The 19,290-nt window shown below is 72.6% G+C and carries 25 protein-coding genes and 1 pseudogene; 13 read left to right on the top strand and 13 right to left on the bottom strand.

Going from position 1 to position 19,290, the window contains the following annotated elements:
* Nucleotides 1-74: 74 nt before the first annotated feature.
* Nucleotides 75-2,405: a sodium-translocating pyrophosphatase gene (locus tag LQ327_RS09235; RefSeq protein ID WP_230731834.1), complete on the bottom strand. Its 2,331-nt coding sequence runs from the start codon at nt 2,403-2,405 to the stop codon at nt 75-77.
* Between the two features lie 356 nt (nt 2,406-2,761).
* On the opposite strand from LQ327_RS09235, the gene sftH reads away from it, so the two are divergent.
* Nucleotides 2,762-5,128, top strand: coding sequence for a DEAD/DEAH box helicase (gene sftH, locus LQ327_RS09230; RefSeq protein ID WP_230733201.1), 2,367 nt, complete (start codon nt 2,762-2,764; stop codon nt 5,126-5,128).
* A gap of 405 nt (nt 5,129-5,533) precedes the next feature.
* On the opposite strand, the gene LQ327_RS09225 is transcribed toward sftH, so the two are convergent.
* The 7 genes and pseudogenes from LQ327_RS09225 to LQ327_RS09195 all read right to left on the bottom strand — a co-directional run.
* On the bottom strand, nt 5,534-6,181 hold the full coding sequence (locus LQ327_RS09225; RefSeq protein ID WP_230731832.1) for a bifunctional DNA primase/polymerase: 648 nt from the start codon (nt 6,179-6,181) through the stop codon (nt 5,534-5,536).
* Nucleotides 6,182-6,456: 275 nt separating this feature from the next.
* Entirely contained in the window at nt 6,457-6,834 is a 378-nt protein-coding gene (locus LQ327_RS09220; RefSeq protein ID WP_230731822.1) for an Rv3654c family TadE-like protein, read from the bottom strand.
* The gene (locus tag LQ327_RS09215) at nt 6,831-7,355 is read right to left on the bottom strand and encodes a TadE family type IV pilus minor pilin (protein ID WP_230731820.1); all 525 of its coding nucleotides are present in this window, start codon (nt 7,353-7,355) and stop codon (nt 6,831-6,833) included. Before LQ327_RS09215 ends, LQ327_RS09220 begins: the two co-directional genes overlap by 4 nt.
* Before the next feature lie 41 nt (nt 7,356-7,396).
* Nucleotides 7,397-7,609 carry a DUF4244 domain-containing protein gene (locus tag LQ327_RS09210; RefSeq protein WP_230731818.1) on the bottom strand — a complete coding sequence of 71 codons (213 nt, stop codon included), beginning with the start codon at nt 7,607-7,609 and terminating at the stop codon, nt 7,397-7,399.
* Between the two features lie 42 nt (nt 7,610-7,651).
* Complete coding sequence (locus LQ327_RS09205) at nt 7,652-8,245, bottom strand: type II secretion system F family protein (protein WP_230731817.1); 594 nt, start codon at nt 8,243-8,245, stop codon at nt 7,652-7,654.
* Complete coding sequence (locus LQ327_RS09200; protein WP_230731815.1) at nt 8,242-9,060, bottom strand: type II secretion system F family protein; 819 nt, start codon at nt 9,058-9,060, stop codon at nt 8,242-8,244. Before LQ327_RS09200 ends, LQ327_RS09205 begins: the two co-directional genes overlap by 4 nt.
* Nucleotides 9,057-9,701 (bottom strand): annotated as a pseudogene (locus LQ327_RS09195) (ATPase, T2SS/T4P/T4SS family); the annotation flags it as partial. The pseudogene LQ327_RS09195 and the gene LQ327_RS09200, both read right to left, overlap by 4 nt.
* A 40-nt stretch (nt 9,702-9,741) precedes the next feature.
* On the opposite strand from LQ327_RS09195, the gene LQ327_RS09190 reads away from it, so the two are divergent.
* The 10 genes from LQ327_RS09190 (at nt 9,742) to LQ327_RS09145 (ending at nt 15,506) form a co-directional block, all read left to right on the top strand.
* Nucleotides 9,742-9,921: a hypothetical protein gene (locus LQ327_RS09190; RefSeq protein ID WP_230731813.1), complete on the top strand. Its 180-nt coding sequence runs from the start codon at nt 9,742-9,744 to the stop codon at nt 9,919-9,921.
* Nucleotides 9,921-10,229 (top strand): hypothetical protein, encoded by a 309-nt coding sequence (locus LQ327_RS09185; protein ID WP_230731811.1) that lies wholly within the window; start codon nt 9,921-9,923, stop codon nt 10,227-10,229. Before LQ327_RS09190 ends, LQ327_RS09185 begins: the two co-directional genes overlap by 1 nt.
* Entirely contained in the window at nt 10,226-10,957 is a 732-nt protein-coding gene (locus tag LQ327_RS09180) for a hypothetical protein (protein WP_230731810.1), read from the top strand. The genes LQ327_RS09185 and LQ327_RS09180 overlap by 4 nt, the downstream gene beginning before the upstream one ends.
* Entirely contained in the window at nt 10,954-13,113 is a 2,160-nt protein-coding gene (locus tag LQ327_RS09175) for an FtsK/SpoIIIE domain-containing protein (protein WP_230731809.1), read from the top strand. Before LQ327_RS09180 ends, LQ327_RS09175 begins: the two co-directional genes overlap by 4 nt.
* A gap of 136 nt (nt 13,114-13,249) precedes the next feature.
* Nucleotides 13,250-13,411 carry a hypothetical protein gene (locus tag LQ327_RS09170; protein WP_230731807.1) on the top strand — a complete coding sequence of 54 codons (162 nt, stop codon included), beginning with the start codon at nt 13,250-13,252 and terminating at the stop codon, nt 13,409-13,411.
* Nucleotides 13,408-13,635, top strand: coding sequence for a hypothetical protein (locus tag LQ327_RS09165; RefSeq protein ID WP_230731805.1), 228 nt, complete (start codon nt 13,408-13,410; stop codon nt 13,633-13,635). Before LQ327_RS09170 ends, LQ327_RS09165 begins: the two co-directional genes overlap by 4 nt.
* A gap of 5 nt (nt 13,636-13,640) precedes the next feature.
* A complete protein-coding gene (locus tag LQ327_RS09160) occupies nt 13,641-13,856 on the top strand; it encodes a DUF4236 domain-containing protein (RefSeq protein WP_230731803.1) in 216 nt (71 codons plus the stop codon).
* 90 nt (nt 13,857-13,946) lie between these two features.
* The gene (locus LQ327_RS09155) at nt 13,947-14,384 is read left to right on the top strand and encodes a hypothetical protein (RefSeq protein WP_230731801.1); all 438 of its coding nucleotides are present in this window, start codon (nt 13,947-13,949) and stop codon (nt 14,382-14,384) included.
* Complete coding sequence (locus tag LQ327_RS09150; protein WP_230731799.1) at nt 14,381-14,740, top strand: hypothetical protein; 360 nt, start codon at nt 14,381-14,383, stop codon at nt 14,738-14,740. The genes LQ327_RS09155 and LQ327_RS09150 overlap by 4 nt, the downstream gene beginning before the upstream one ends.
* Before the next feature lie 67 nt (nt 14,741-14,807).
* Nucleotides 14,808-15,506 (top strand): recombinase family protein, encoded by a 699-nt coding sequence (locus LQ327_RS09145; RefSeq protein ID WP_230731797.1) that lies wholly within the window; start codon nt 14,808-14,810, stop codon nt 15,504-15,506.
* On the opposite strand, the gene LQ327_RS09140 is transcribed toward LQ327_RS09145, so the two are convergent.
* Genes LQ327_RS09140 through LQ327_RS09130 form a run of 3 tightly spaced genes read right to left on the bottom strand, consistent with a single transcriptional unit; the run spans nt 15,490 to nt 16,844 of the window.
* A complete protein-coding gene (locus tag LQ327_RS09140) occupies nt 15,490-16,023 on the bottom strand; it encodes a hypothetical protein (RefSeq protein ID WP_230731795.1) in 534 nt (177 codons plus the stop codon). The genes LQ327_RS09145 and LQ327_RS09140 overlap by 17 nt on opposite strands.
* 3 nt (nt 16,024-16,026) lie before the next feature.
* Nucleotides 16,027-16,674, bottom strand: a complete 648-nt coding sequence (locus tag LQ327_RS09135; RefSeq protein ID WP_230731794.1) for a hypothetical protein — start codon at nt 16,672-16,674, stop codon at nt 16,027-16,029.
* The gene (locus LQ327_RS09130; RefSeq protein ID WP_230731793.1) at nt 16,671-16,844 is read right to left on the bottom strand and encodes a MerR family transcriptional regulator; all 174 of its coding nucleotides are present in this window, start codon (nt 16,842-16,844) and stop codon (nt 16,671-16,673) included. Before LQ327_RS09130 ends, LQ327_RS09135 begins: the two co-directional genes overlap by 4 nt.
* Before the next feature lie 169 nt (nt 16,845-17,013).
* On the opposite strand from LQ327_RS09130, the gene LQ327_RS33775 reads away from it, so the two are divergent.
* Together LQ327_RS33775 and LQ327_RS09125 are read left to right on the top strand one after the other, a co-directional pair.
* Entirely contained in the window at nt 17,014-17,136 is a 123-nt protein-coding gene (locus LQ327_RS33775; RefSeq protein ID WP_269069224.1) for a hypothetical protein, read from the top strand.
* A 306-nt stretch (nt 17,137-17,442) separates the two neighbouring features.
* Nucleotides 17,443-17,628 carry a hypothetical protein gene (locus LQ327_RS09125; RefSeq protein WP_230731792.1) on the top strand — a complete coding sequence of 62 codons (186 nt, stop codon included), beginning with the start codon at nt 17,443-17,445 and terminating at the stop codon, nt 17,626-17,628.
* 97 nt (nt 17,629-17,725) lie between these two features.
* Here LQ327_RS09125 and LQ327_RS09120 read toward each other — a convergent pair whose 3' ends face one another.
* Together LQ327_RS09120 and LQ327_RS09115 are read right to left on the bottom strand one after the other, a co-directional pair.
* Nucleotides 17,726-18,019, bottom strand: coding sequence for a hypothetical protein (locus LQ327_RS09120; RefSeq protein WP_230731791.1), 294 nt, complete (start codon nt 18,017-18,019; stop codon nt 17,726-17,728).
* Nucleotides 18,020-18,391: 372 nt separating this feature from the next.
* On the bottom strand, nt 18,392-19,288 hold the full coding sequence (locus LQ327_RS09115) for a glycoside hydrolase domain-containing protein (protein ID WP_230731790.1): 897 nt from the start codon (nt 19,286-19,288) through the stop codon (nt 18,392-18,394).
* Between the last annotated feature and the right edge of the window lie 2 nt (nt 19,289-19,290).

Here is a 19,290-nt window from a genome sequence, read left to right as displayed (position 1 = left end):
GAGCCCCCGGAACAGCACGAAGGGCACCTCCGACCACTCGCGGTGGCCGGAGGTGCCCTGTCGTCGTGCTCAGGTCAGCTGCTGACGGTCTCCGGCGTCGGCGCGTCGGTGTTCGAGTCCGCGATCGCGGTCGAACGACGCTTCGACACGTACACCGCCACCACGATCCCGAGCAGGGCGACGACCGCGATCGGGATGCGGATCGCCGGGTTGGCGCTCGGGCCGATGGACAGGGCGACCACGGCCGGCGCGATGAGCACCGACACCAGGTTCATGACCTTGATCAGCGGGTTGATCGACGGGCCCGCGGTGTCCTTGAACGGGTCACCGACGGTGTCACCGATGATCGTCGCCTCGTGGGCGTCCGACCCCTTGCCACCGTGGTTGCCGTCCTCGACCAGCTTCTTCGCGTTGTCCCAGGCACCACCGGAGTTCGCGAGGAACACCGCCATGAGCGTGCCCGCGGCGATCGCGCCGCCGAGGTACCCGGCGAGCGGGCCGACACCGAGACCGAAGCCGACGGTGATCGGGGCGAGGATCGCGAGCAGACCCGGCGTCGCCAGCTCCCGCAGCGCGTCCCGCGTGCAGAGGTCGACGACGCGGCCGTACTGCGGACGACCGGCCTCCCCGCCGCCCGCCTTGTACTCCATGATCCCGGGGATCGAGTTGAACTGGCGACGGACCTCGTAGACGACCGCGCCGGCCGCCCGGGACACCGCGTTGATCGCCAGTCCCGAGAACATGAACACGACCGCCGCGCCGAGGACGACACCGACCAGCGTGTTCGGGCTGGTGATGTTGTAGATGTCGTTGGTCAGCTGGCTGCCGACCGACTCGTAGCCCTGCCGGATGGCGTCGTTGTAGGAGCCGAACAGCGCGGTCGCGGCGAGCACGGCCGTCGCGATCGCGATGCCCTTGGTGATGGCCTTCGTCGTGTTCCCCACCGCGTCGAGCTCGGTGAGGATCTCGGCCGCCTTCTCGTCGACGTCGCCGGACATCTCGGCGATGCCCTGGGCGTTGTCGGAGACCGGCCCGAAGGTGTCCATGGCGACGATGACGCCGACCGTGGTGAGCAGGCCGGTACCGGCCATGGCGACCGCGAACAGCGCGACGATGACCGAGCCGGAGAGCAGGAACGCGCCGTAGACCGCGGCCCCGATGACGATCGCGGTGTAGACGGCCGACTCGAACCCGACCGAGATGCCGGCGAGGATGACGGTCGCCGCGCCGGTGAGCGACGAGGTGCCGACGTCCTTGACCGGCTTGTCCTCGGTGCCGGTGTAGTAGCCGGTCAGCGCGAGGATGATGATCGCCAGCACGATGCCGATGGCGACGGCGATCGCCGCGATGCGGGCCGGGTTGCCCGCCGCCACGAGGTCGCCGACGGAGGCCGCGTTGACACCGGGCAGCTCGGTGAAGCTGGACGGCAGGTAGACGAACGCCGCGATGATCGTCAGGACCAGCGAGATGCCGGCCGAGATGTAGAAGCTGCGGTTGATCGCCTTGAGCGCGTTCTCGCCCTCACGGGTGCGGGTGATGAACACGCCGATGATGGCCGTCAGGACGCCGATCGCCGGGACGATCAGCGGGTAGGTCAGGCCGAGAGTGCCGAACGCGACCGAGCCGAGGATCAGCGCCGCGACCAGCATGACCGCGTAGGACTCGAAGAGGTCGGCGGCCATGCCGGCGCAGTCGCCGACGTTGTCGCCCACGTTGTCGGCGATGGTCGCGGCGTTGCGGGGGTCGTCCTCGGGGATGCCCTGCTCGACCTTGCCGACCAGGTCCGCGCCGACGTCGGCGGCCTTGGTGAAGATGCCGCCGCCGACACGCATGAACATGGCGAGCAGGGCGGCGCCGAGACCGAAGCCCTCGAGGACCTTCGGGGCGTTCTCGACGAAGATGAGCACGACGACGGACGCACCGAGCAGACCGAGGCCGACCGTCGCCATGCCGACGACACCGCCGGTGCGGAACGCGATCCGGGCACCTTCGTCACGACCGCCGGGCTTGGTCGACGCGGCGGCGACGCGGATGTTCGCCTTGGTGGCCAGGTTCATGCCCAGGCCACCGATGCTCATCGAGAACAGCGCGCCGAACACGAAGGCGATCGAGCGCGCGATGCGCTCGCCCCAGTTGTCGGCGGGCAGCGCGAGGAGCACCAGGAACACGATGACGATGAACGGCGCCAGAGTGCGGAACTGCCGCTGCAGGAAGGCGCTCGCGCCCTCCTGGACGGCTTTGCCGATGTCGCGCATGTTCTGCGTGCCCTCGTCGGCGGCAAGGACCTGCTGGCGCAGGAAGAAGCCGATGGCGAGAGCGATGAGCGCGATCACCGCCACCACGCTCACGACGGCGTAGTCGCTCGAGGAGAACTGGACCCCTTGAGCGAGGACGGACGCTTGCATCCAGCCTCCCGGTTGGATCGGAACGGGGGCGTCGGGAGGCCGCTGGCGGCGTCCTCGGCGCGCAGTGATCGTCACCACGCGCAGACCGCGCGGAGTGACAGGGGACGCAGTGTATGGGGGTGGCATGCGCCACGCTCCGGCGCGGTTCCTGATCTCGATGTGACCTGTGCTTCTTTCGCGTGTGAGACGACGCCGGGCGGAGCGTCGGTGGGGTGTGCGAATCTCGGTCTCCTCATGGAGGAGGCGGCGTGACGAGGGAGGCGGGCGAGCTCGTCGGCGGGCCGGACGGCTCCGTCCGCGGTGAGGTCGGCACGGGCGGGAGCGGTGTCGGCGCCGCCGGGAGCGGTGTCGGTGCGATCGCCCGGCAGGAGCGCGTTCCCGACGACGCCGGGCACGGCACCGACCTGCTGCGCCGCGTCCTGGCGGGCACGCCGCAGGGCGAGGACCCGCTGACCCACGCCGAGGTCGTCCCGGCCCGCGAGGGACGGCAGGCGGAGTGGCCGTCGTGGGTACTACCCGACCTGCGTGAGCGGCTGGAATCGCGCGGGCTGCCCGCGCCGTGGGAGCACCAGGCGCTGGCGGCCGAGCACGCGTGGGCCGGGCGCCACGTCGTCGTCTCCACCGGCACCGCGTCGGGGAAGTCGCTGGCCTACCAGCTGCCCGTGGTGTCGGCGCTGTCCGTCGAGCCGGCGGCCACCGCCCTCTACCTCTCACCCACCAAGGCGCTGGGGGCCGACCAGCTGCGGGCGGCCCGCGCGCTCGACCCGGGCGGCGCGGACGGGCTGCGGGCCTCGTCGTACGACGGGGACACCCCGTACGCCGAGCGGGACGCGGTGCGGCGCTCGGCGCGCTGGCTGTTCACCAACCCGGACATGCTCCACCGCGGGATCCTGCCGCGGCACGGCCGCTGGACGACGTTCCTGCGCCGGTTGCGCTACGTCGTCGTCGACGAGGCGCACGCGTACCGCGGGGTGTTCGGCTCGCACGTGGCCCTGCTGCTGCGCCGGTTGCGACGGATCTGTGCGCGCTACGGCGCCCACCCGACGTTCGTGCTCGCCTCGGCGACGATGTCCGAGCCCGGACAGTCGGCGTCCGCGCTCACCGGGCTCGACGTGGTCGAGGTCACCGACGACGCGTCGCCGCGGGGCCGCCGGGCGGTCGGGCTGTGGGAGCCGCCGCTGCTCGAGGAGGTCACCGGCGAGAACGGCGCCCCGGTGCGGCGCTCGGCGGGCGCCGAGACGTCCCGGATCCTGGCCGACCTCGTCGTCGAGGGGGCCCGGTCGCTGGCGTTCGTGCGCTCGCGGCGGGGCGCCGAGCTCACCGCGCTGGGGGCCCGGCGGGTGCTCGGCGAGATCGACCCGGAGCTGGCGCGACAGGTGGCCGCCTATCGGGCGGGGTTCCTGCCCGAGGAGCGTCGGGAGCTCGAGGCGGCGCTGATGAGCGGCGCGCTGCGGGGGGTCGCGACGACGAACGCGCTGGAGCTGGGCATCGACGTGGCCGGGCTCGACGCGGTGGTGGTCGCCGGGTTCCCGGGGACGCGGGCATCCTTCTGGCAGCAGGCGGGTCGGGCCGGGCGCTCCGGCGACGACGCCCTGGTGCTGCTGGTGGCCCGGGACGACCCGCTGGACACGTTCCTCGTGCACCACCCCGAGGCCGTGCTCGGTGCGCCGCTCGAGCGCACCGTGCTCGACCCGACGAACCCGTACGTCCTCGCACCGCACCTCGCGTGCGCGGCGGCCGAGCTGCCGCTGACCGCGTCCGACGTCGACGACGTGTTCGGCGGCGAGGTCGCGCGGCGGGCCCTGGACGACCTCGCGGCCGAAGGACTGGTGCGCCACCGGCGGGGCGGCTGGTTCTGGGCGCTGCCCACCGAGCGGCCGCACGCCGGGGTGGACATCCGCGGGTCGGGCGGCGAGCAGGTCGTCATCGTGGAGTCCGGGACCGGACGGATGCTCGGCACCGTCGACCCGGGCGCCGCTCCGTCGACCGTCCACGAGGGCGCGGTGCACCTGCACCAGGGCGAGAGCTACGTCGTGGACTCGCTGGACCTCGACGAGGGACTCGCGCACGTGCACGCCGAGGAACCGGAGTGGACGACCCAGTCCCGGTCGGTCACCGACATCGAGGTGGTCGAGACCGAGCACTGCGAGTCGTTCGGCGCGGTGGGCGCGGACGGCCCGGAACTCCAGGTGTGTCTCGGGACGGTCGAGGTGACCGAGCAGGTGGTCGGCTACCTGCGGAAGATGCCGTCGGGGCAGGTCGTCGAGCAGGTGCCGCTGGACCTCCCCGCGCGGACGTTGGCGACCCGCGCGGTCTGGTACACGCTCTCGGAGGCACTGCTCGACGGCGTCGGGATCGTGCCCGCCCGGGTTCCCGGCTCGCTGCACGCCGCGGAGCACGCCGCGATCGGGCTGATGCCGCTCGTCGCGACCTGCGACCGCTGGGACATCGGCGGCGTCTCGACGGCGCTGCACCCGGACACCGGCCGGCCCACGGTCTTCGTCCACGACGGGCACCCCGGGGGCGCCGGGTTCGCCGACCGCGGGCACGAGGCGATGCGCACCTGGCTCACGGCGACGCGCGACGCGATCGCCGGCTGCGAGTGCCCGTCGGGGTGCCCGTCGTGTGTGCAGTCGCCGAAGTGCGGGAACGGGAACGACCCGCTGGACAAGGCGGGCGCGGTCGCGGTGCTCACGGCGGTGCTGGGGCGGCTGCCGGGCTGAGCGCGCGGGGTTTCGCGGCTGATCAAGAGCACATGGCGCAGCTCCGGCCACCCCTGAACCTGCCTGTGGTGCCCCTCGTCAAGCCGACCCAGGCGCTGACGCAAGGTGGGTTCCGCCGCGGGCCGGGGTTGGGGGCTCCCGGCCCGCGGGGACGTCTGTCACGCCGCAGGACGGGGAGGGTGCTCGACCCGCCCTGCGGCGCTGTCTCGGGCGGCGGTGGGCGCGGTGCTCGCGCGCTCCGGGGTGGTCACGGGCGCGTTCGTCGCGCCCACCGCCGCTGGGAGGGCCGGACCGGGACGTCTCCCGGCGCTGCGGTGCGACGCGCTGCGCGGGGACGTCGTCGGCGGTCCTGGCCGACCCGAGTCTTGAATTGTGGTGGTCCCGGGCTCGCCCGGGGGTGGTCCGCTAGGACCGGATACCGGTGGCGACCGTCGCCATCCGGTAGGTGGAGCTGCCGCCCAGCCCGCGGTGCGGACGCTCGCGGACGGCCTCGGCCATGGCGTCCTGGACGCTGTACGGGTCGGGCAGGCGCCAGCCGCAGGCCGACGGGCGGACCCGCCAGTGGTTGGAGCCCTGGGGGAACGTCGAGGGCGGTGCGGCGAGGAAGCTGCCGCGACCGTGCAGCGTCATGCCGGGGCGGCCCGCGAGGTCGGGGCGCAGCGGCTCGCCCGGGAGCACCGGGAACAGCCACTCACCGGTCGGCGTCGCGGCGATCGGCACCGGGACCCCGACCGCCCGCAGCGCAGCGGCGGCACGGCGGCCGATGCTCGCGGGCACCTCGATCACGTCGAACGTCAGCCCGGTCGGCAGCAGGATCGAGTACGGCAGGCCGGACCACCACTCGGCGATCTGGCCGGCGTCGGTCGTCGCCGCGACGGCCCAGTCGTCGAGGACGGGGGTCGGCCCGACCTGAGGTGCGTCGCTGCACCCGGTCCAGACGTCACCTTGCGGGAACGTGCCGGGAACCACCGCCCAGCCGTGGTCGGCGAGCACCATCGCCTCGGCGCGGAGCTCGGTGCCATAGACGGCGCGGTAGCTGTCCCACCACTGCATGCGGGTCCTCCCGGTATTGGTCCACCCCGTGCGGTGTTCCTTCCCTAGTAACGGGCCGTCGCCGCACGATTTCCACCCGTCGTCGCCCATCGGCGGGGGTGGAACGCCGAGCGCCATGCCTGACGCCGTCGAGCGGGCGAACGTGCCCCCGAAAGGCGTCTGACGCACCACTCGTCCCGACTGCACCATCGGTGTCGCCGCTCGGCGGGGGGCCCGAGCCGCTCGTCCGGTGAGGACACAGTCAGGTGACGATCGGTGACCGCGATTCCGGCGATTCACCCCATGATCTTCACCACAGGACCCGCCCGAACGCGGACCGTGGTCGAGTCGGCGACCGGAAGACATCCGCAGCTCCGGGCCACGTCGACCTGCAGATCCCAGCCCGACCACGTGCACGCGACCAACCGCCCACCGTTGAGCTCGGCCAGCTCCCGCGCGCGGTCGCACCCGGCCTGGCGGCCCCGCACCGACTCTGCCGCCCCCGCCAGCGCGGCGAGGTCGGCGGCGTTCGCGGCGCGGTGCCTCGTGGCGACGACCGCGCCCAGGACGACGAGCGCGCCGAGCAGGAGAGCGATCACGCCGATCGCGCCGGCCGCGATGACGGTGGCAACCCCGCGGTCGTCGCGCCACCGGGACTGCGGCCCGGCGGTCACGGCGGCACCGGCTCGACGACGGGCGGCTTCCCGATGGACGCCCCCGGCGGGTCCGGTTCGGCAGCGGGCGTGGACCCGCCGACCCTCGGCCCGGAGACGTCCGGCGCGGCGGCCCCCGGGTCGGACCCCGGCAGATCGGGTCCGGCGGGCGGCGCGTCCGCGGCAGCGCCGTCGGGGACCGCGTCGTCCGCGGTACCGGTGGGGGCGGCGACGGCGGGCTCCCGGGCCGCCACCGCCTCCGCGGCGAGCCGCAGCCCGGGCAGCGCACCGCCGAGCGGCGGGACCCGCACCACGACCCGGACCAGCCCGCCCTCGGGCTCGACGTGCACCTCCGTCCCCGCCGGGAGATCCCGCGCCAGCGCCTCTGCACCCAGGGTGTCGTCACGGGACGCCCGGCGCGCCGCCTCCCCCGCGGCGTCCACGCACCGGATCTGGGCGACGACGGCGCCGACCGCGGCGAGCACCACCGCGAGCACCGCCACCAGGCTCCCGATGGCGATGGCCGCCTCGACGGTGACCATCCCGCGGTCGTCGACCGGGAGCCGCGAGGCTTCCCGACCGCTCAGCCGCCTGCCGGGGTGAGCGACCGCTGGATCAGCCCGGTGAGCGCCCCCATCACCGCGGGCGCGTTGATGATCACGAACAGCAGGCCCGCGAACGCCGCCGCCGCGATCAGGCCGATGGCGTACTCCACGGTCGACATGCCCCGGTCGTCGCGGGCCAGGGCCGCGAGCCGGGCGAACAGCAGCGCCACCACTGTCGTCGGGTTCTCCATCGTCGTCTCCTCTCCTCCCGGACCCGGGGTGGGCCGCGGTGGTCATGTCCGCTCCAGCAGCGGGGCGGCCAGCCCGATGACGACCGGGGCGATCCCCAGCGCCAGGAAGGCCGGCAGGAAGCACAGGCCGAGCGGGCCCGCGACGAGGACGCCCGCCCGCTCGGCCCGAGCGGAGACCGCCTCGGCGGCCTCGGCGCGCACGTCGGCGGCGACGGTGGTCGCGACGTCGGCCACGGCCGCACCGCTGCGCGCCGAACGGCGTGCCGCGCGGGCCAGGCGCGCGGTCGAGGGCTCGTCGAGCGCGGGCACCCACGCGTCTCCGGGGTCGGCGCCGAGGGCGAGCAGGTCGGCCACCTCGGTGAGCGCCGCCGCCATGGGGCCGGGCAGTGAGGCGGCGACCGCACGCACCGCCCGGTCGAGCGACAGTCCGGACCGCAGGCACGCCGCGAGCTCGTCCCAGGCGCCGGCCTCCTGCCACGGGTCCCGGTGTTCACGCCGCCGGCGGCGGACACGCGCCGGGACCACGGGCGTCGCGGGCGCCCGGAGCGACCGCAGTCGGTGGCGCGCGGCGACCGGACCGGGCGCGACCAGCGCGGCGCAGGCCAGCAGGACCAGACCGGCGGCGAACACCGTCATCGGACGACCCCCGCGGTGAGGCGGCCGCTCCATTCCAGCCCGGCCGCAACCAGTACCGCGCCGACCACGAGCAGCCCCTGCCCGGCCGCGGTGCCGGTCAGCACCCCCAGCGGATGGGCACCGACGAGCTCGCCGAGCACCAGCCCGATGCCCGGGAGCGCGGCCAGCACGGCGGCGGTGGTCCGGGGCCCGGCGAGCTGCGCGGACAGCCGGCCCCCGAATCGGCTGCGCGCCCGCAGGTCCTCCGCGACCGCCTCGGCGAGACCGGCGAGGCCGATCCCGTGGCGGTCGGCGAGCGACCACGCGTCGGCCAGCCGGACCAGGTGGGGCCCGGCGAGCGGGTCGGACGCCGCGTGCTCCCGCAGCGCCGCCGGGACGTCGCCGCCCAGCCGCGCGGTGGCCTCGACCAGCGTCAGTGCGCCCCGGCACGCGGCCCCGGCGTCGCGTCCGGCGGCCGCCGCGGCCGACGCCGGCGGGTGGCCGGCCCGCAGCTCCGCCGCGAACGCGGCGAGGCCCTCGGCGAGACCGCCCGTCGTCTCGGTCCTCGCCCGCTCGAGGCGCCGGGCAGCCCGGGCCCGCAGCAGCACCGCGCCGAGCACGCACACCGCCACCGCTCCCCCGACGCCCGCGACCAGGACCGCGATCAGCAGGCCCGCCCCGGCGGGCACCGCGACCGGGATGCGGGCCCACCCGCGCCGCTCGTCGTCGGGAGCCGCTCGCCGCAGCGCCCGCACCCGGCCCGGGGCGACCGCCGGAGGCCAGGCCAGGGTCGCCGCGGCCGCGAGGACCATCGGGAGCGCCTGGGCGCCGGTCATGCCGTCACCGCCGGCCGCAGCGACGCGACACCGGCCTGCAACGCGGGCCGGCCACCGGCGGCGGAGGGCCAGGGCGCGTCGACGCCCCGCTCGGCGAGCATGGCCCCCAGGTCGGGTCGCCCGGCCGCCCAACCGCCCTCGCGGCCCCAGGCGGGCACCACCACGAGGCCCTCCGCGTCCCCGCGCCGCACGATCCCGACCCCTTCCAGCACCCGCCGGCCGTCAGCCCGTCGCCGCACGTGCAGTACGACCTGGATCGCCGCCGCCACCTGGCTGCGCAGCGCCTCCGGGGTCATCCCGCCGAGCGCCGCCAGCGCCTCGAGGCGGGCGGGCACCTCGCGCGGAGAGTTGGCGTGGACGGTGCCCGCCCCGCCGTCGTGCCCGGTGTTCAGCGCCGCGAGCAGCTCGCAGACCTCGGCGCCGCGGACCTCGCCGACCACCAGCCGGTCGGGCCGCATCCGCAGCGCCTGGCGGACCAGGTCGCGCAGGAGCACCGTGCCCGCGCCCTCGACGTTCGCGGGCCGCGACACCAGCCGGACCACGTGCGGATGCCGCGGGCGCAGCTCCTCGGCATCCTCGACCAGGACGATCCGCTCCTCGGCCGGGACCCGGGCCAACAGCGCGGAGAGCACCGTCGTCTTCACGAAGAGCGGGCTAGCCGCTCATGGGGGACGACGCACGATGAGCGACTTCCTGACCCGCCTCGACGAGAACAACCTCACCACCGTCGACTGTCTGCTGATCCGCTCGCTCTACCAGTCGATCCGCGCCGCCGAGGTGGCCGCCACCCGTGACGAGCGGAAGATCCCCCCGGAGTGGTGTGTCGTCATCGTCCGGACCGATGACCTGGAGCAGGCCTGATGGGCGCTCCACAGCGTCACGAGGACGCCGCCCCGAAGTCCCGCCCACTCCGCGTGGTGCGCGAGGACGAGCGCGCGGAGCCCACTCCCCCGCCGCCGGAGCGCACCCCGGTCACCGAGCTGCTGCGCGAGTACCCGGACCTGATGTGGCTGGCGGTCTGGGGCCCGGTCGGGGTCGCCGCCCTGCTGTTCGGTGTCGGCAGCTTCCTGGTCTACCTCGTCGGGATGGTCGCCACGCTCGTCCTGACCGCCGCCCTGATCGCCGTGTGCGTCGCGGTGTTCATCGGCGCGCGAGGTGATCGCCGATGAGGCGCGTCGTGCTCACCGGACTCGCCGCGATCGGCGTCGCCGCGGGTCTCGCGGTGACGGCGTCCTCGACCACGCACGAGGCGTACGCGGCGGGCATGCGGGGCCTCGCCCTGGCCGCGATCGTCGTGGTGCTGGAAGTGACCAACGTGCTCGGCACCTGGGTGCTGCTCACCGACACCCGGCGCCACGCCTGCGTCGAGGCGGGCGTCTTCGTCGCCGGGGCGTCGCTGGTCACCGGCTGGTGCGGGGTGCTGACCTACGGCCTGATCGGGCTGGTCGGACCGGTCTTCGTCCTCGGCGGGGTCGAGCTGGCCCGCCTCGCCTCCACGAGCGGAACGCCCACGCCCGCCCAGGGCGCCGAGGGCGAGCCGCCCCAGGCGGACGCCCCCGCGCTGATCACGGAGACCGCTCCCGCCCCCTCAGCGTCCGCTGAGCCGCCCACCGTGCCCGTCCCCGTCTGTCTGGACCCGCCCCCGCCTCAGACGCCCACACCGGCGCCCACCGCCCAGTCGCCCGCCCCGCCCACCGAAGGGGGCGAGTCCGCCCCCGCCCCCACCGACGAGGAGATCGCCGACTGGCTGGCCGCCCAGGCGACCGCCCGGGGGCGCCGCCCAGGGCGAGACGCCATCAAGACCGAGTGGGCCGTCGGCACCAAGAAGGCCGAGCGCGCGCTCGCCCTCTACGACTCCCGCCCCCGTCTGACTGTCGCTGGAAAGGCAGCTCGATGACCGACAACAAGGTGGTCCCGATCCGCCCGCAGGTGGAAGAGGACGACTCCGACGAGGTCGCGGTGATGATGCCGGAGACCCCCACCGAGGTGCTGGGAGCTGCGGCGGAGGACGTGCCGCTGGCCGTCGACCCGCCGCAGGGCCACCTGTCCCTGGCCGAGCTGACCGGGCTCGACCTGCCCGAGCACCGCCTGATCGTGCCGCGGTGGATGAAGTCGTGGGCCGACGCGAAGGCGGTCGCCCTGTGGCTGGTGCGCTATGTCGGGAACTGGGCGACCTTCCACCTCACCCGCGCCCCCCTGTACGCCTACCGCGCGTTCCTGCGGACGTTCGTGGGGGCGGGGCGGACGATCGCCGCCTACTGGGCCTGGGTCTGGGACAAGCAGGGGCGGCAGATGGCCGCCCTCGCCCACCAGGGGGCGGACCAGCAGGCGTGGAAGACCGCCCGCAAGGAGTGGTCCGAGACCGTCCGCCGCCGCCTCATCGGGTCGGCCTTCGCCCTCCTGGGCGGGGTGGGCGTCGTCGTGACCGCCTACCTGACCCTGCCCCCGTGGGCGGTCGCCCTCGCTCTGGTGGGCGTGCTGGGCGTCCTGGTGAAGCTGGGGGCGCCCGAGGACCGCCCCCTGGTGGACGCGTACTACACGAGCAAGCCGAACGAGACGTTCCGCCTGACCTCGAAGATGGTCATCAAGGCGCTCGGGTCGCTGTCCATCGCGGCGATCAACGCGGCGATCAAGGAGGACCCGAAGGACGGGGTCCGCTTCCCGAAGCCGATCACCACCGACGGCCCCGGTTTCCGCGCCGAGGTCGACCTCCCGCACGGCGTCACGGCTGCCCAGATCATGGAGAAACGCACCGAGCTGGCCTCAGGCCTGCGCCGTCCGCTGGGCACGGTGTGGCCGGAGTCGGACCCGGCGGTGCACGCCGGACGCCTGGTGCTCTGGGTCGGTAACCAGGAGCTGTCGAAGCTGGTGAAGAAGGCCCCGTACGACCGCTCCGGGTGGAAGGCGGACTGCTTCGGCAACATCCCGTTCGGCTACGACCAGCGCGGCCGGTCGGTCAGCTTCGAGATGATGTACGGCAACCTGCTGGTGGGATCGCTGCCGGGCGCGGGGAAGACCGCAGCCATCCGTGGCCTGCTCCTGGCCCTCGCCCTCGACCCGTTGCCTCAGCTCCGGGTCGCCGAGCACAAGGGCTCCGGTGACCTCGGGATGTTCGAGCAGATGGCGCACTTCTACGTCTCGGGCATCGCCGACGAGGACATCGAGCAGACCCGCGACCAGCTCCGGGATCTGGTCCGGGAGGTCGGGCGCCGGGCCGAGGTCGTGAAGAAGCTCGGCAAGGACGGCCTGGCGCCCGACATGAAGGTCACCCGGCAGACCGCCTCGATGCGGAACCTGGGGCTCAAGCCGATCGTCATGGTCATCGACGAATGCCACGAGGTGTTCGGCCACGAGGACTACGGCAAGGACTGCGGCAGGCTCGCCGAGAAGATCATCAAGCGCGGCCGGGCGTTCGGCGTGATCCTCATCCTCGCCACCCAGCGCCCGGACAAGGACTCGCTGCCGACCGGCGTCTCCGCGAACGTCTCGCACCGGTTCTGCCTGCGCGTCGCGGATCAGGTCACCAACGACATGATCCTGGGGACGTCGGCCTACAAGCAGGGCATTCAGGCCACGATCCTCTCGCAGCGCGACAAGGGCATCGGATACCTCAAGGGGGCATTCGACGACGCCGTGGTGGTGCGCACGTACTACTCGGGCGCGGACGCCGCGAAGCGGATCGCGAAGCGTGCTTACGACGCGCGCGTGGCCGCCGGGAACATCACCGGCCAGGCGGCCGGAGAGGAAGTCGAGCGACCCGCGTCGTACTCGCTGCTGGAGGATCTGCAGACCATCTTCGTGGAGTCCGAGCGGGTCGGGATGCACTCCGAGGAGATCTGCGAGCGACTCCGCCAGCTTCGTCCAGACGCCTACGCCGACTGGACCCCGGACACGCTGGCTGAGGCTCTGCCGGAGGGCATGAGCACCACCCAGATCAAGATCGGCGGGAAGAACCGGCGTGGCCTGCGGCGCGAGCACGTGCTGGCCGGTATCGGCCCGGCCGATGGTGTCCCCGAGCTGCCCCAGGGGCCTGATCTGGACGGTGAGATGTGACCCTGCTACCCGCTACCGCGGCAGGAAGCAGCCTTCTGAGCTGCGCAAACGTCCCCCACCGAGGTAGCACCCCGGGTAGCGGTGCCGCTACCTCCGCCGGGCCCACCGCTACCGGGTGCTACCTCCCGGAGGGCCGGTGACCAACGAAGCGGGGCTACCTCCCGGGGTGTCACGACGGCAGTTCCTGGAAGACCTGCTCGACGCCCTGGGCGACGCCGACGCCTTCGAGCTGAACGACGGCTCGGTGATCACTCGGCTCGACCTGATGAACGCACTCGCGAAGGAAATGAGCCCATGACCACCTGGCTCGCCATCGCCGCGCTGTGGTTCTGCTGGTACGCGTTCTGCTGCGTCTGGTGGCCGTTCAAGGACTGCCCGATCCCGCATTGCGAGAAGGGCAAGGTGAAGTCGCCGAAGCGGAAGGCGTTCCGGCGATGCAAGTGGTGTCGCGGCAAGGGATACCGAGTGCGCTGGGGGCGTCGCATCGCCGATGCACTCCTCGGCCTCCAGAAGACGGAGTGAATGACATGGGGATCCGCTACAGACGCCGGATCAAGCTCAAGCCGCTGCCGGTCTGGCTGAACATCAGCAGGTCAGAGCGCAACGGCTGGATGGTCTCGTGGACGGTCAAGGTCGCCGGGATCAGTTGGAACAGCCGGACCCACAAGAAGTCCGTTGACCTTCCTGGTGACTGGTCCTGGCACGAGGGATCGAAGAACCACGCACATGCGGACGACTACTGATGTCCTGTCGCGCTCCCGAGATCACCGACGAATGGTTGAGAAGCCTGAGCGCGCAGGACCTGGGCCTGCGCATCGCGAGAGGACGCTGAGATGGGCATTCGACTGTACGGGTTCGTGGGCCCGGTGGGGGTCTCGGTGCCGGTGGGCCGCCGCCGGGCCAAGGCGCCGCGGGTCAAGCTGGTCGACACGCTGACCGCCATGCCCTGGGCGGAGCCGTTCATGTGGCTGGCGTTCCTGGGCATGGCCACGATCTCCGCCGTCCTGCTGCCGTTCACGCTGCTCGGGACGGTGCCCTGGGCGGTCTACCTGGTCCTGGTGCGGCAGCGGGCCGCTCGGGCGCGCAAGCAGGCGCGCTACGGCCGCGAGCACCCGGCGCTCCCGCCCTTCGACGCCGAGGCCGCCGCCCGGCACAACGAGGCGTGGGGGCTGGACGCCCGCCCCTTCCGCGCTACCGCGCTGGAGCCCGTGACCGCACCGATCACCTGTCCGGTGACCGTGCCGGTGCGCTCGGGACGGCACGCCCGATGAGCCGCCGTCCGTGCAACCACCGTCTACTGGCCTGGACCCACGAGGCCCTCCACGCCCAGCAGCGCACGGCGGCCAGCCAGATATGCGCCTGCGCATGGTGGGGCCTGCCCGAGGGACAACACTCATGCCAGCGCCAGCGCGACCTCGCCCGGATCGACGCCAACCGGGCGATCCTGCGGGAGTACGAGATGTGGCGGGACTTCTACGCCGACCCTGAGCGCGACGAGCGGACTCAGGCGTTCCTCGACGGGGTTCGGTGGATCGCCTGGGGGCTGCGCTTCGACCGCCCCGGCTGGGACCCGAGTTGGGCCCCCGAGGGGGCACCTGCGTCTACCCCCGTCTCGCGCGAACAGTAGACGGCGCTAGATGTCCGGTTTCGCCCGATCGCATACACCCAACGCCCGTTAGCTGTATGGAGGAGACGTGCCAGCACGCCGCAAGACGGCCGATCCGGACACCGTCATCACCTATGTCCGGGTCTCGACCGAGGACCAGGCCCAGAGCGGGCTCGGACTCGACGCGCAGCGGGCCAAGCTCGCCGACGAGGTCGACCGCCGAGGCTGGCGGGTCGTGGCTGAGCAGGCCGACGAGGGCATCAGCGCGAAGACCATCGTCGGGCGCCCGGGGCTGCTCGCGGCCTTGGGCGCGCTCGATGGCGGTGAGGCCGCCAACCTCATGGTGGCCAAGCTCGACCGGCTCTCCCGCTCGGTGCACGACTTCACCGGCCTCGTGGACCGCTCGAAGCGCAACGGCTGGTCGCTGGTGGTCATGGACCTCGGCGTGGACACCTCCACGCCCTCCGGCGCGATGATGGCCAACGTCCTGGCGTCGTTTGCGCAGTTCGAGCGAGAGCTGATCGCCCAGCGGACCTCGGACGCCCTGCAGGCGCTCCGCCGCGACGGGAAGGTCCTCGGTCGCCCAGACCGTGCTCACGCCGAGCTGGTGGCCCGCGCGCGGGAGCTGCGGGACCAGGGCATGACGCTCGCGGAGATCGCTTCAACCTTCAACTATTTCGAGGTGCCCACCAGCCAGGGCGGGTCTCGGTGGTATCCCTCGACCGTCGCGGCGGTGCTCCGTCGGTCCGAGCCAGCCGTGGGCGGACAGGTCAGCCAGGCGGGCTGAGCAGGCCCTGCCAGTCGACGAACGGGGCGACCTTGTCGAAGGCAGCCATGTCCAGCCACCGCCCCTCGAAGATGCGCCCCCGGGACCTGGTCGCCACGATCGCGGCGCGCAGCTCCTTCACGAAGTCCGCCGCGGTTCCTGAGCGCCGGAAGCTGACCTCAAGCTCCGTTCCCGTCGCGCGGAAGTGGGCCTGCTGGAAGCGCCGCTGGAAGCGCTTCTGCGGCAGCTTGTAGGAGTACCCCTTGACCGCGGGCCCCGGGCCGTCGTGGATCAGGCGCAACCACCCGAGGGCCTGGCCGTAGGGGAACTCGCCGACCTGGGCCCGGAACGCCTCCTGGAGTCGCTCGAAGCGCTCCTGGTAGCGGGACTCCGAGAGGTAGTCCCGATCCGGAGCAAGGAACTCGTGGACCTGCCCGTCTAGCTCGTCCAGCTCCTGGTGCCAGCGCCTCGGAGTCACCCGGTAGACCGCGATCTCGAAGAGCGGGTCACCCGCCGCTCTCCCGATGCTCTCGACCACGTCCTACCGCGTCCCTTTGATCGCCCGGCCCAGGGTTCGCCAGTAGCCGAGCTGAGCCGGGGTCTCGCGTCCGACCTCGACGGGCTCCGGCGCCTCGGCGCTGTAGACCACGGATGCCTTCCAGGTGCCCTCGTCATCCTGGGTCCAGGTCACCCGCAACGTCCCCGCCGGACGCTCCCAGGTCACGAGCTGGCTCTCGTCCTGGTAGCGCATCCTCACCGCAAGAATGTCGTACCAGTCCAGCGGGATCGCGTCGGGCGAAGGAGGCTCCCATCGCCATGCCAGCGACCCGGCGCCAGCGTCCTTGTGCTCGTCGGGCTCCAGGTGGCGCACGGGCTTCATCGGCTCAGGTGGCTTGCCCTGGCCATCGAGTCGCTCGAACCAGACGTCGATGTTGGCCGCAGCGAACCGTCGACTGACGTTGAAGACGTTGACTCGGAATGGCGCGGGGTCCGGCGAGTGATTCCGCATCAGCACGGTGACCCGCACGTCCGGCCGGGCGGTCCGACCCAGCGCCGTGCTCGCCCGCCGAGCCGTCTCGTCCGCGCTCCGGGTCGTCCTGAGCGCCGCGTACGCGGCAGCCAGCGTGCCGACCGCGCTGACGCTGCCCGCGATGGCGGCGACGACCTGAGCGGAGTCGGCAGCGCTCACTTACGCAGCTCCCGGAGCTGCTGGCGGAGCCGCTCGACGTCCCAGCGCAGGTGCCCGCCCGGAGTGACCAGCTCGGGTTCCAGCGTGCCCTCCTGGGCCCACCGGGCCAGCGAGCGGGCCGACACCCCGACGGCCTTCGCCGCCTCGGACGTCGACACCAACTCGGACACGGCGGAGATCATCGTGGCTCGGACGGCGTGGATGCGACCTGCTGGCGTGAATGACGTGTCTGGCGCGTTTGGCTCGCCGGTGCCACGGTGAGGGCTCGGACATGGAGCGGGCCCGGACGCGGTGCTGGAACACCGGCCGGGCCCTTGACGGACGCTGGAGGTCCGCCCGATGTGTGAGGTTATCTGCGCCCTGATCGCCGCCGCCCTCGTCGGCCCGCTGGGCTATTGGTGGGGCTGGGCCGTCGGCAAGCGGCGCCGCCCACCACGCCGCGTGCAACTCACCCTGCGCTGAACGGGCCTTATCACACCGCGCAAGGCTTTCGGGGGCCTTTCAGCGCGTGAGACCTGTGCATCGTCCGTTCTCGACGGAGTTCAAGGTCAACATCGGAGCTGTGCGCAGCATTGATAAGTGACGACTTCTGATAGTAGTGGGAGTGCCGATCGCGGATCCGCGCCGCCTCGGCACCTCGTCGACCATCGTTAGTGGTAGCCGGATGAGGGCCCAGGCCAGGTCCCCCCGGTCAGCCCAAGGGCCACGGGCGCACTCGACCACTCACCCACGGCAGGTACCCCCTGCCCTCCTGAGGGATGTTCGGCCATGACGACGAACGACGAGCTGGAACACGAGCGAGAGCAGCCGCAGGACGCTCATGACGCGCCGGAAGCCACTCTTGACGAGCTGGAGCGCCGTCGCGCGAAGCGCCTCTACCTGCTCCGCTTGATCGGCGCCGCCGGTTCCGCCATCGGCGGCCTGGTGGTCGTCTTCAAGGATCTCTTCGGGTAGCTGGAGGCGCCCGGGGCGGAGCACGCCCTGAAACGCAAGAAGGCCCCCGCCGAGCACCCTGGGGGGTGGGCGCTCGACGGGGGCCGTCTCTGTGTACCTACTTCTCGTGCGCGCCGCCTCCGGAGACCGGAGCGACCTGGATGTGGGCCAGCCAAGCCGCGATGCCCTGCACCACGCCCTGGACGACGATGCTGGCCACCGAGATCGTGATGGCGGCACCGCCCGGGATCTGGGCCCAGACCGCCGAGTTCACCGCCGCGAGCCCCAGCGCGAGCACGAAGGCCGCCAGGTGGCTCCAGAGCACGGGCCTGGGGGTCGAGGACAGGTTCGCGACATCGTTGGCCACCTGCTCACCGGAGGACGACTCGAAGTCGGAGACGGGACTGGTCATGGGTGCCTCCCGAAGGCCCGCGAGACGCGGGGGTGAAACGACGCTCCTCGATCAACCGATGAGCAGGGGTCACCGGAGAGAGGGGCTCCCCATGTCGCAAGTCACTCCGCTAGACCTCTGTGAGGGCTGCACGAACGTCCTCGCCAACGGTCCTGCCAACGGACCCATGCGCGCGAAGTGGGGTGACGACGCGCGCTACCTGAAGAACACAGGACCCGGCCTGAACATGTGGGATGACGAGCCCTTCGTCGCTTCCGGGCCGTGCGATGGCTGCGGTGGACGGGGCGGACTTCGCTACCGGGGCTCGCTGAGCAAGCCCTAGGTCCGTCGACAACACCCCCGAGACCGCTCTGGTCCCGGGGTGTTGTCGTGTCAGGGCTGGAAGCCGAACGACTCCAGCGCCGCCCAGGTCTTCGGCCCGACCGCGAAGGGCGGCGCTGTCGAGATTCCCATCCGGCGCTGGAACTCGGTCACCGCCGCCTCGGTCTGCGGCCCACAGCGCGACGTGGGGCCGGGCCCGGCGTCGATGTGGCTGTAGCTGGCGAAGGCCCGGTTCATGAAGAGCTGGAGATTCCACACCAGCGCCGACGTCGAGCCGTCCACGATCTCCGGCAGCGTGACAGGAGCAGGAGTCGGCGCGGGAGCAGCGCCCCGCGGGAGCTGACCGAAATCAGCGGGGGTGAGGATCTCGTCCACGTCGCAGGCGACCCCGGCGACGGTGACCTCCCCGACCCGCTGGATGACATTGGCCCGAGGGTGCCGGGAGTACGCCACGCCGTTGACCGTCGACCAGGCCAGCGTCTGCCAGACATAGGTGACCAGGCCGTTGTTCACCAGGTGGTCGACGACCCAGTAGCCGCCGTAGACCCCGGTGCGGGCCAGCCCGATCACCGAGGCCACGGCCTGGAAGTACGCCGTGAGCCCCGCCCAGTCCGAGCAGTCGAAGTCGATCGAGAAGTAGATCGGCGCCTCGGAGTGGCCCATCTTCCTGGCCTGGTCGTTGGCGCGGGTCGCGTCCTCGACGCCCTGGGCGTGGGCGTCGCCCGGGTGGTTGGTCTGGTTGTCGTCGATGTGGCCGGACGACTCCCAGTTCATGACCACCGCCACCCCGTTGTCGAGGTAGCGCCGCAGCTCCGTGTCGTACGGAGCCTGCGACATGATCAGGTTCTTCGAGGGCGTGTTCGAGAGGTAGCGGAAGATCGCGGTGTAGCCCGCGGCCTTCATGGCTGCCACGTCGGTGATGCCCGCGGTGTTGTCGACACCGAGCACGA

Origin of the sequence: Actinomycetospora endophytica (assembly GCF_021026375.1) — a bacterium.
Taxonomy (GTDB): domain Bacteria; phylum Actinomycetota; class Actinomycetes; order Mycobacteriales; family Pseudonocardiaceae; genus Actinomycetospora; species Actinomycetospora endophytica.
The sequence above is the reverse complement of the archived record's forward strand: the minus strand, read 5'-3'. Positions and strand labels throughout refer to the sequence as shown.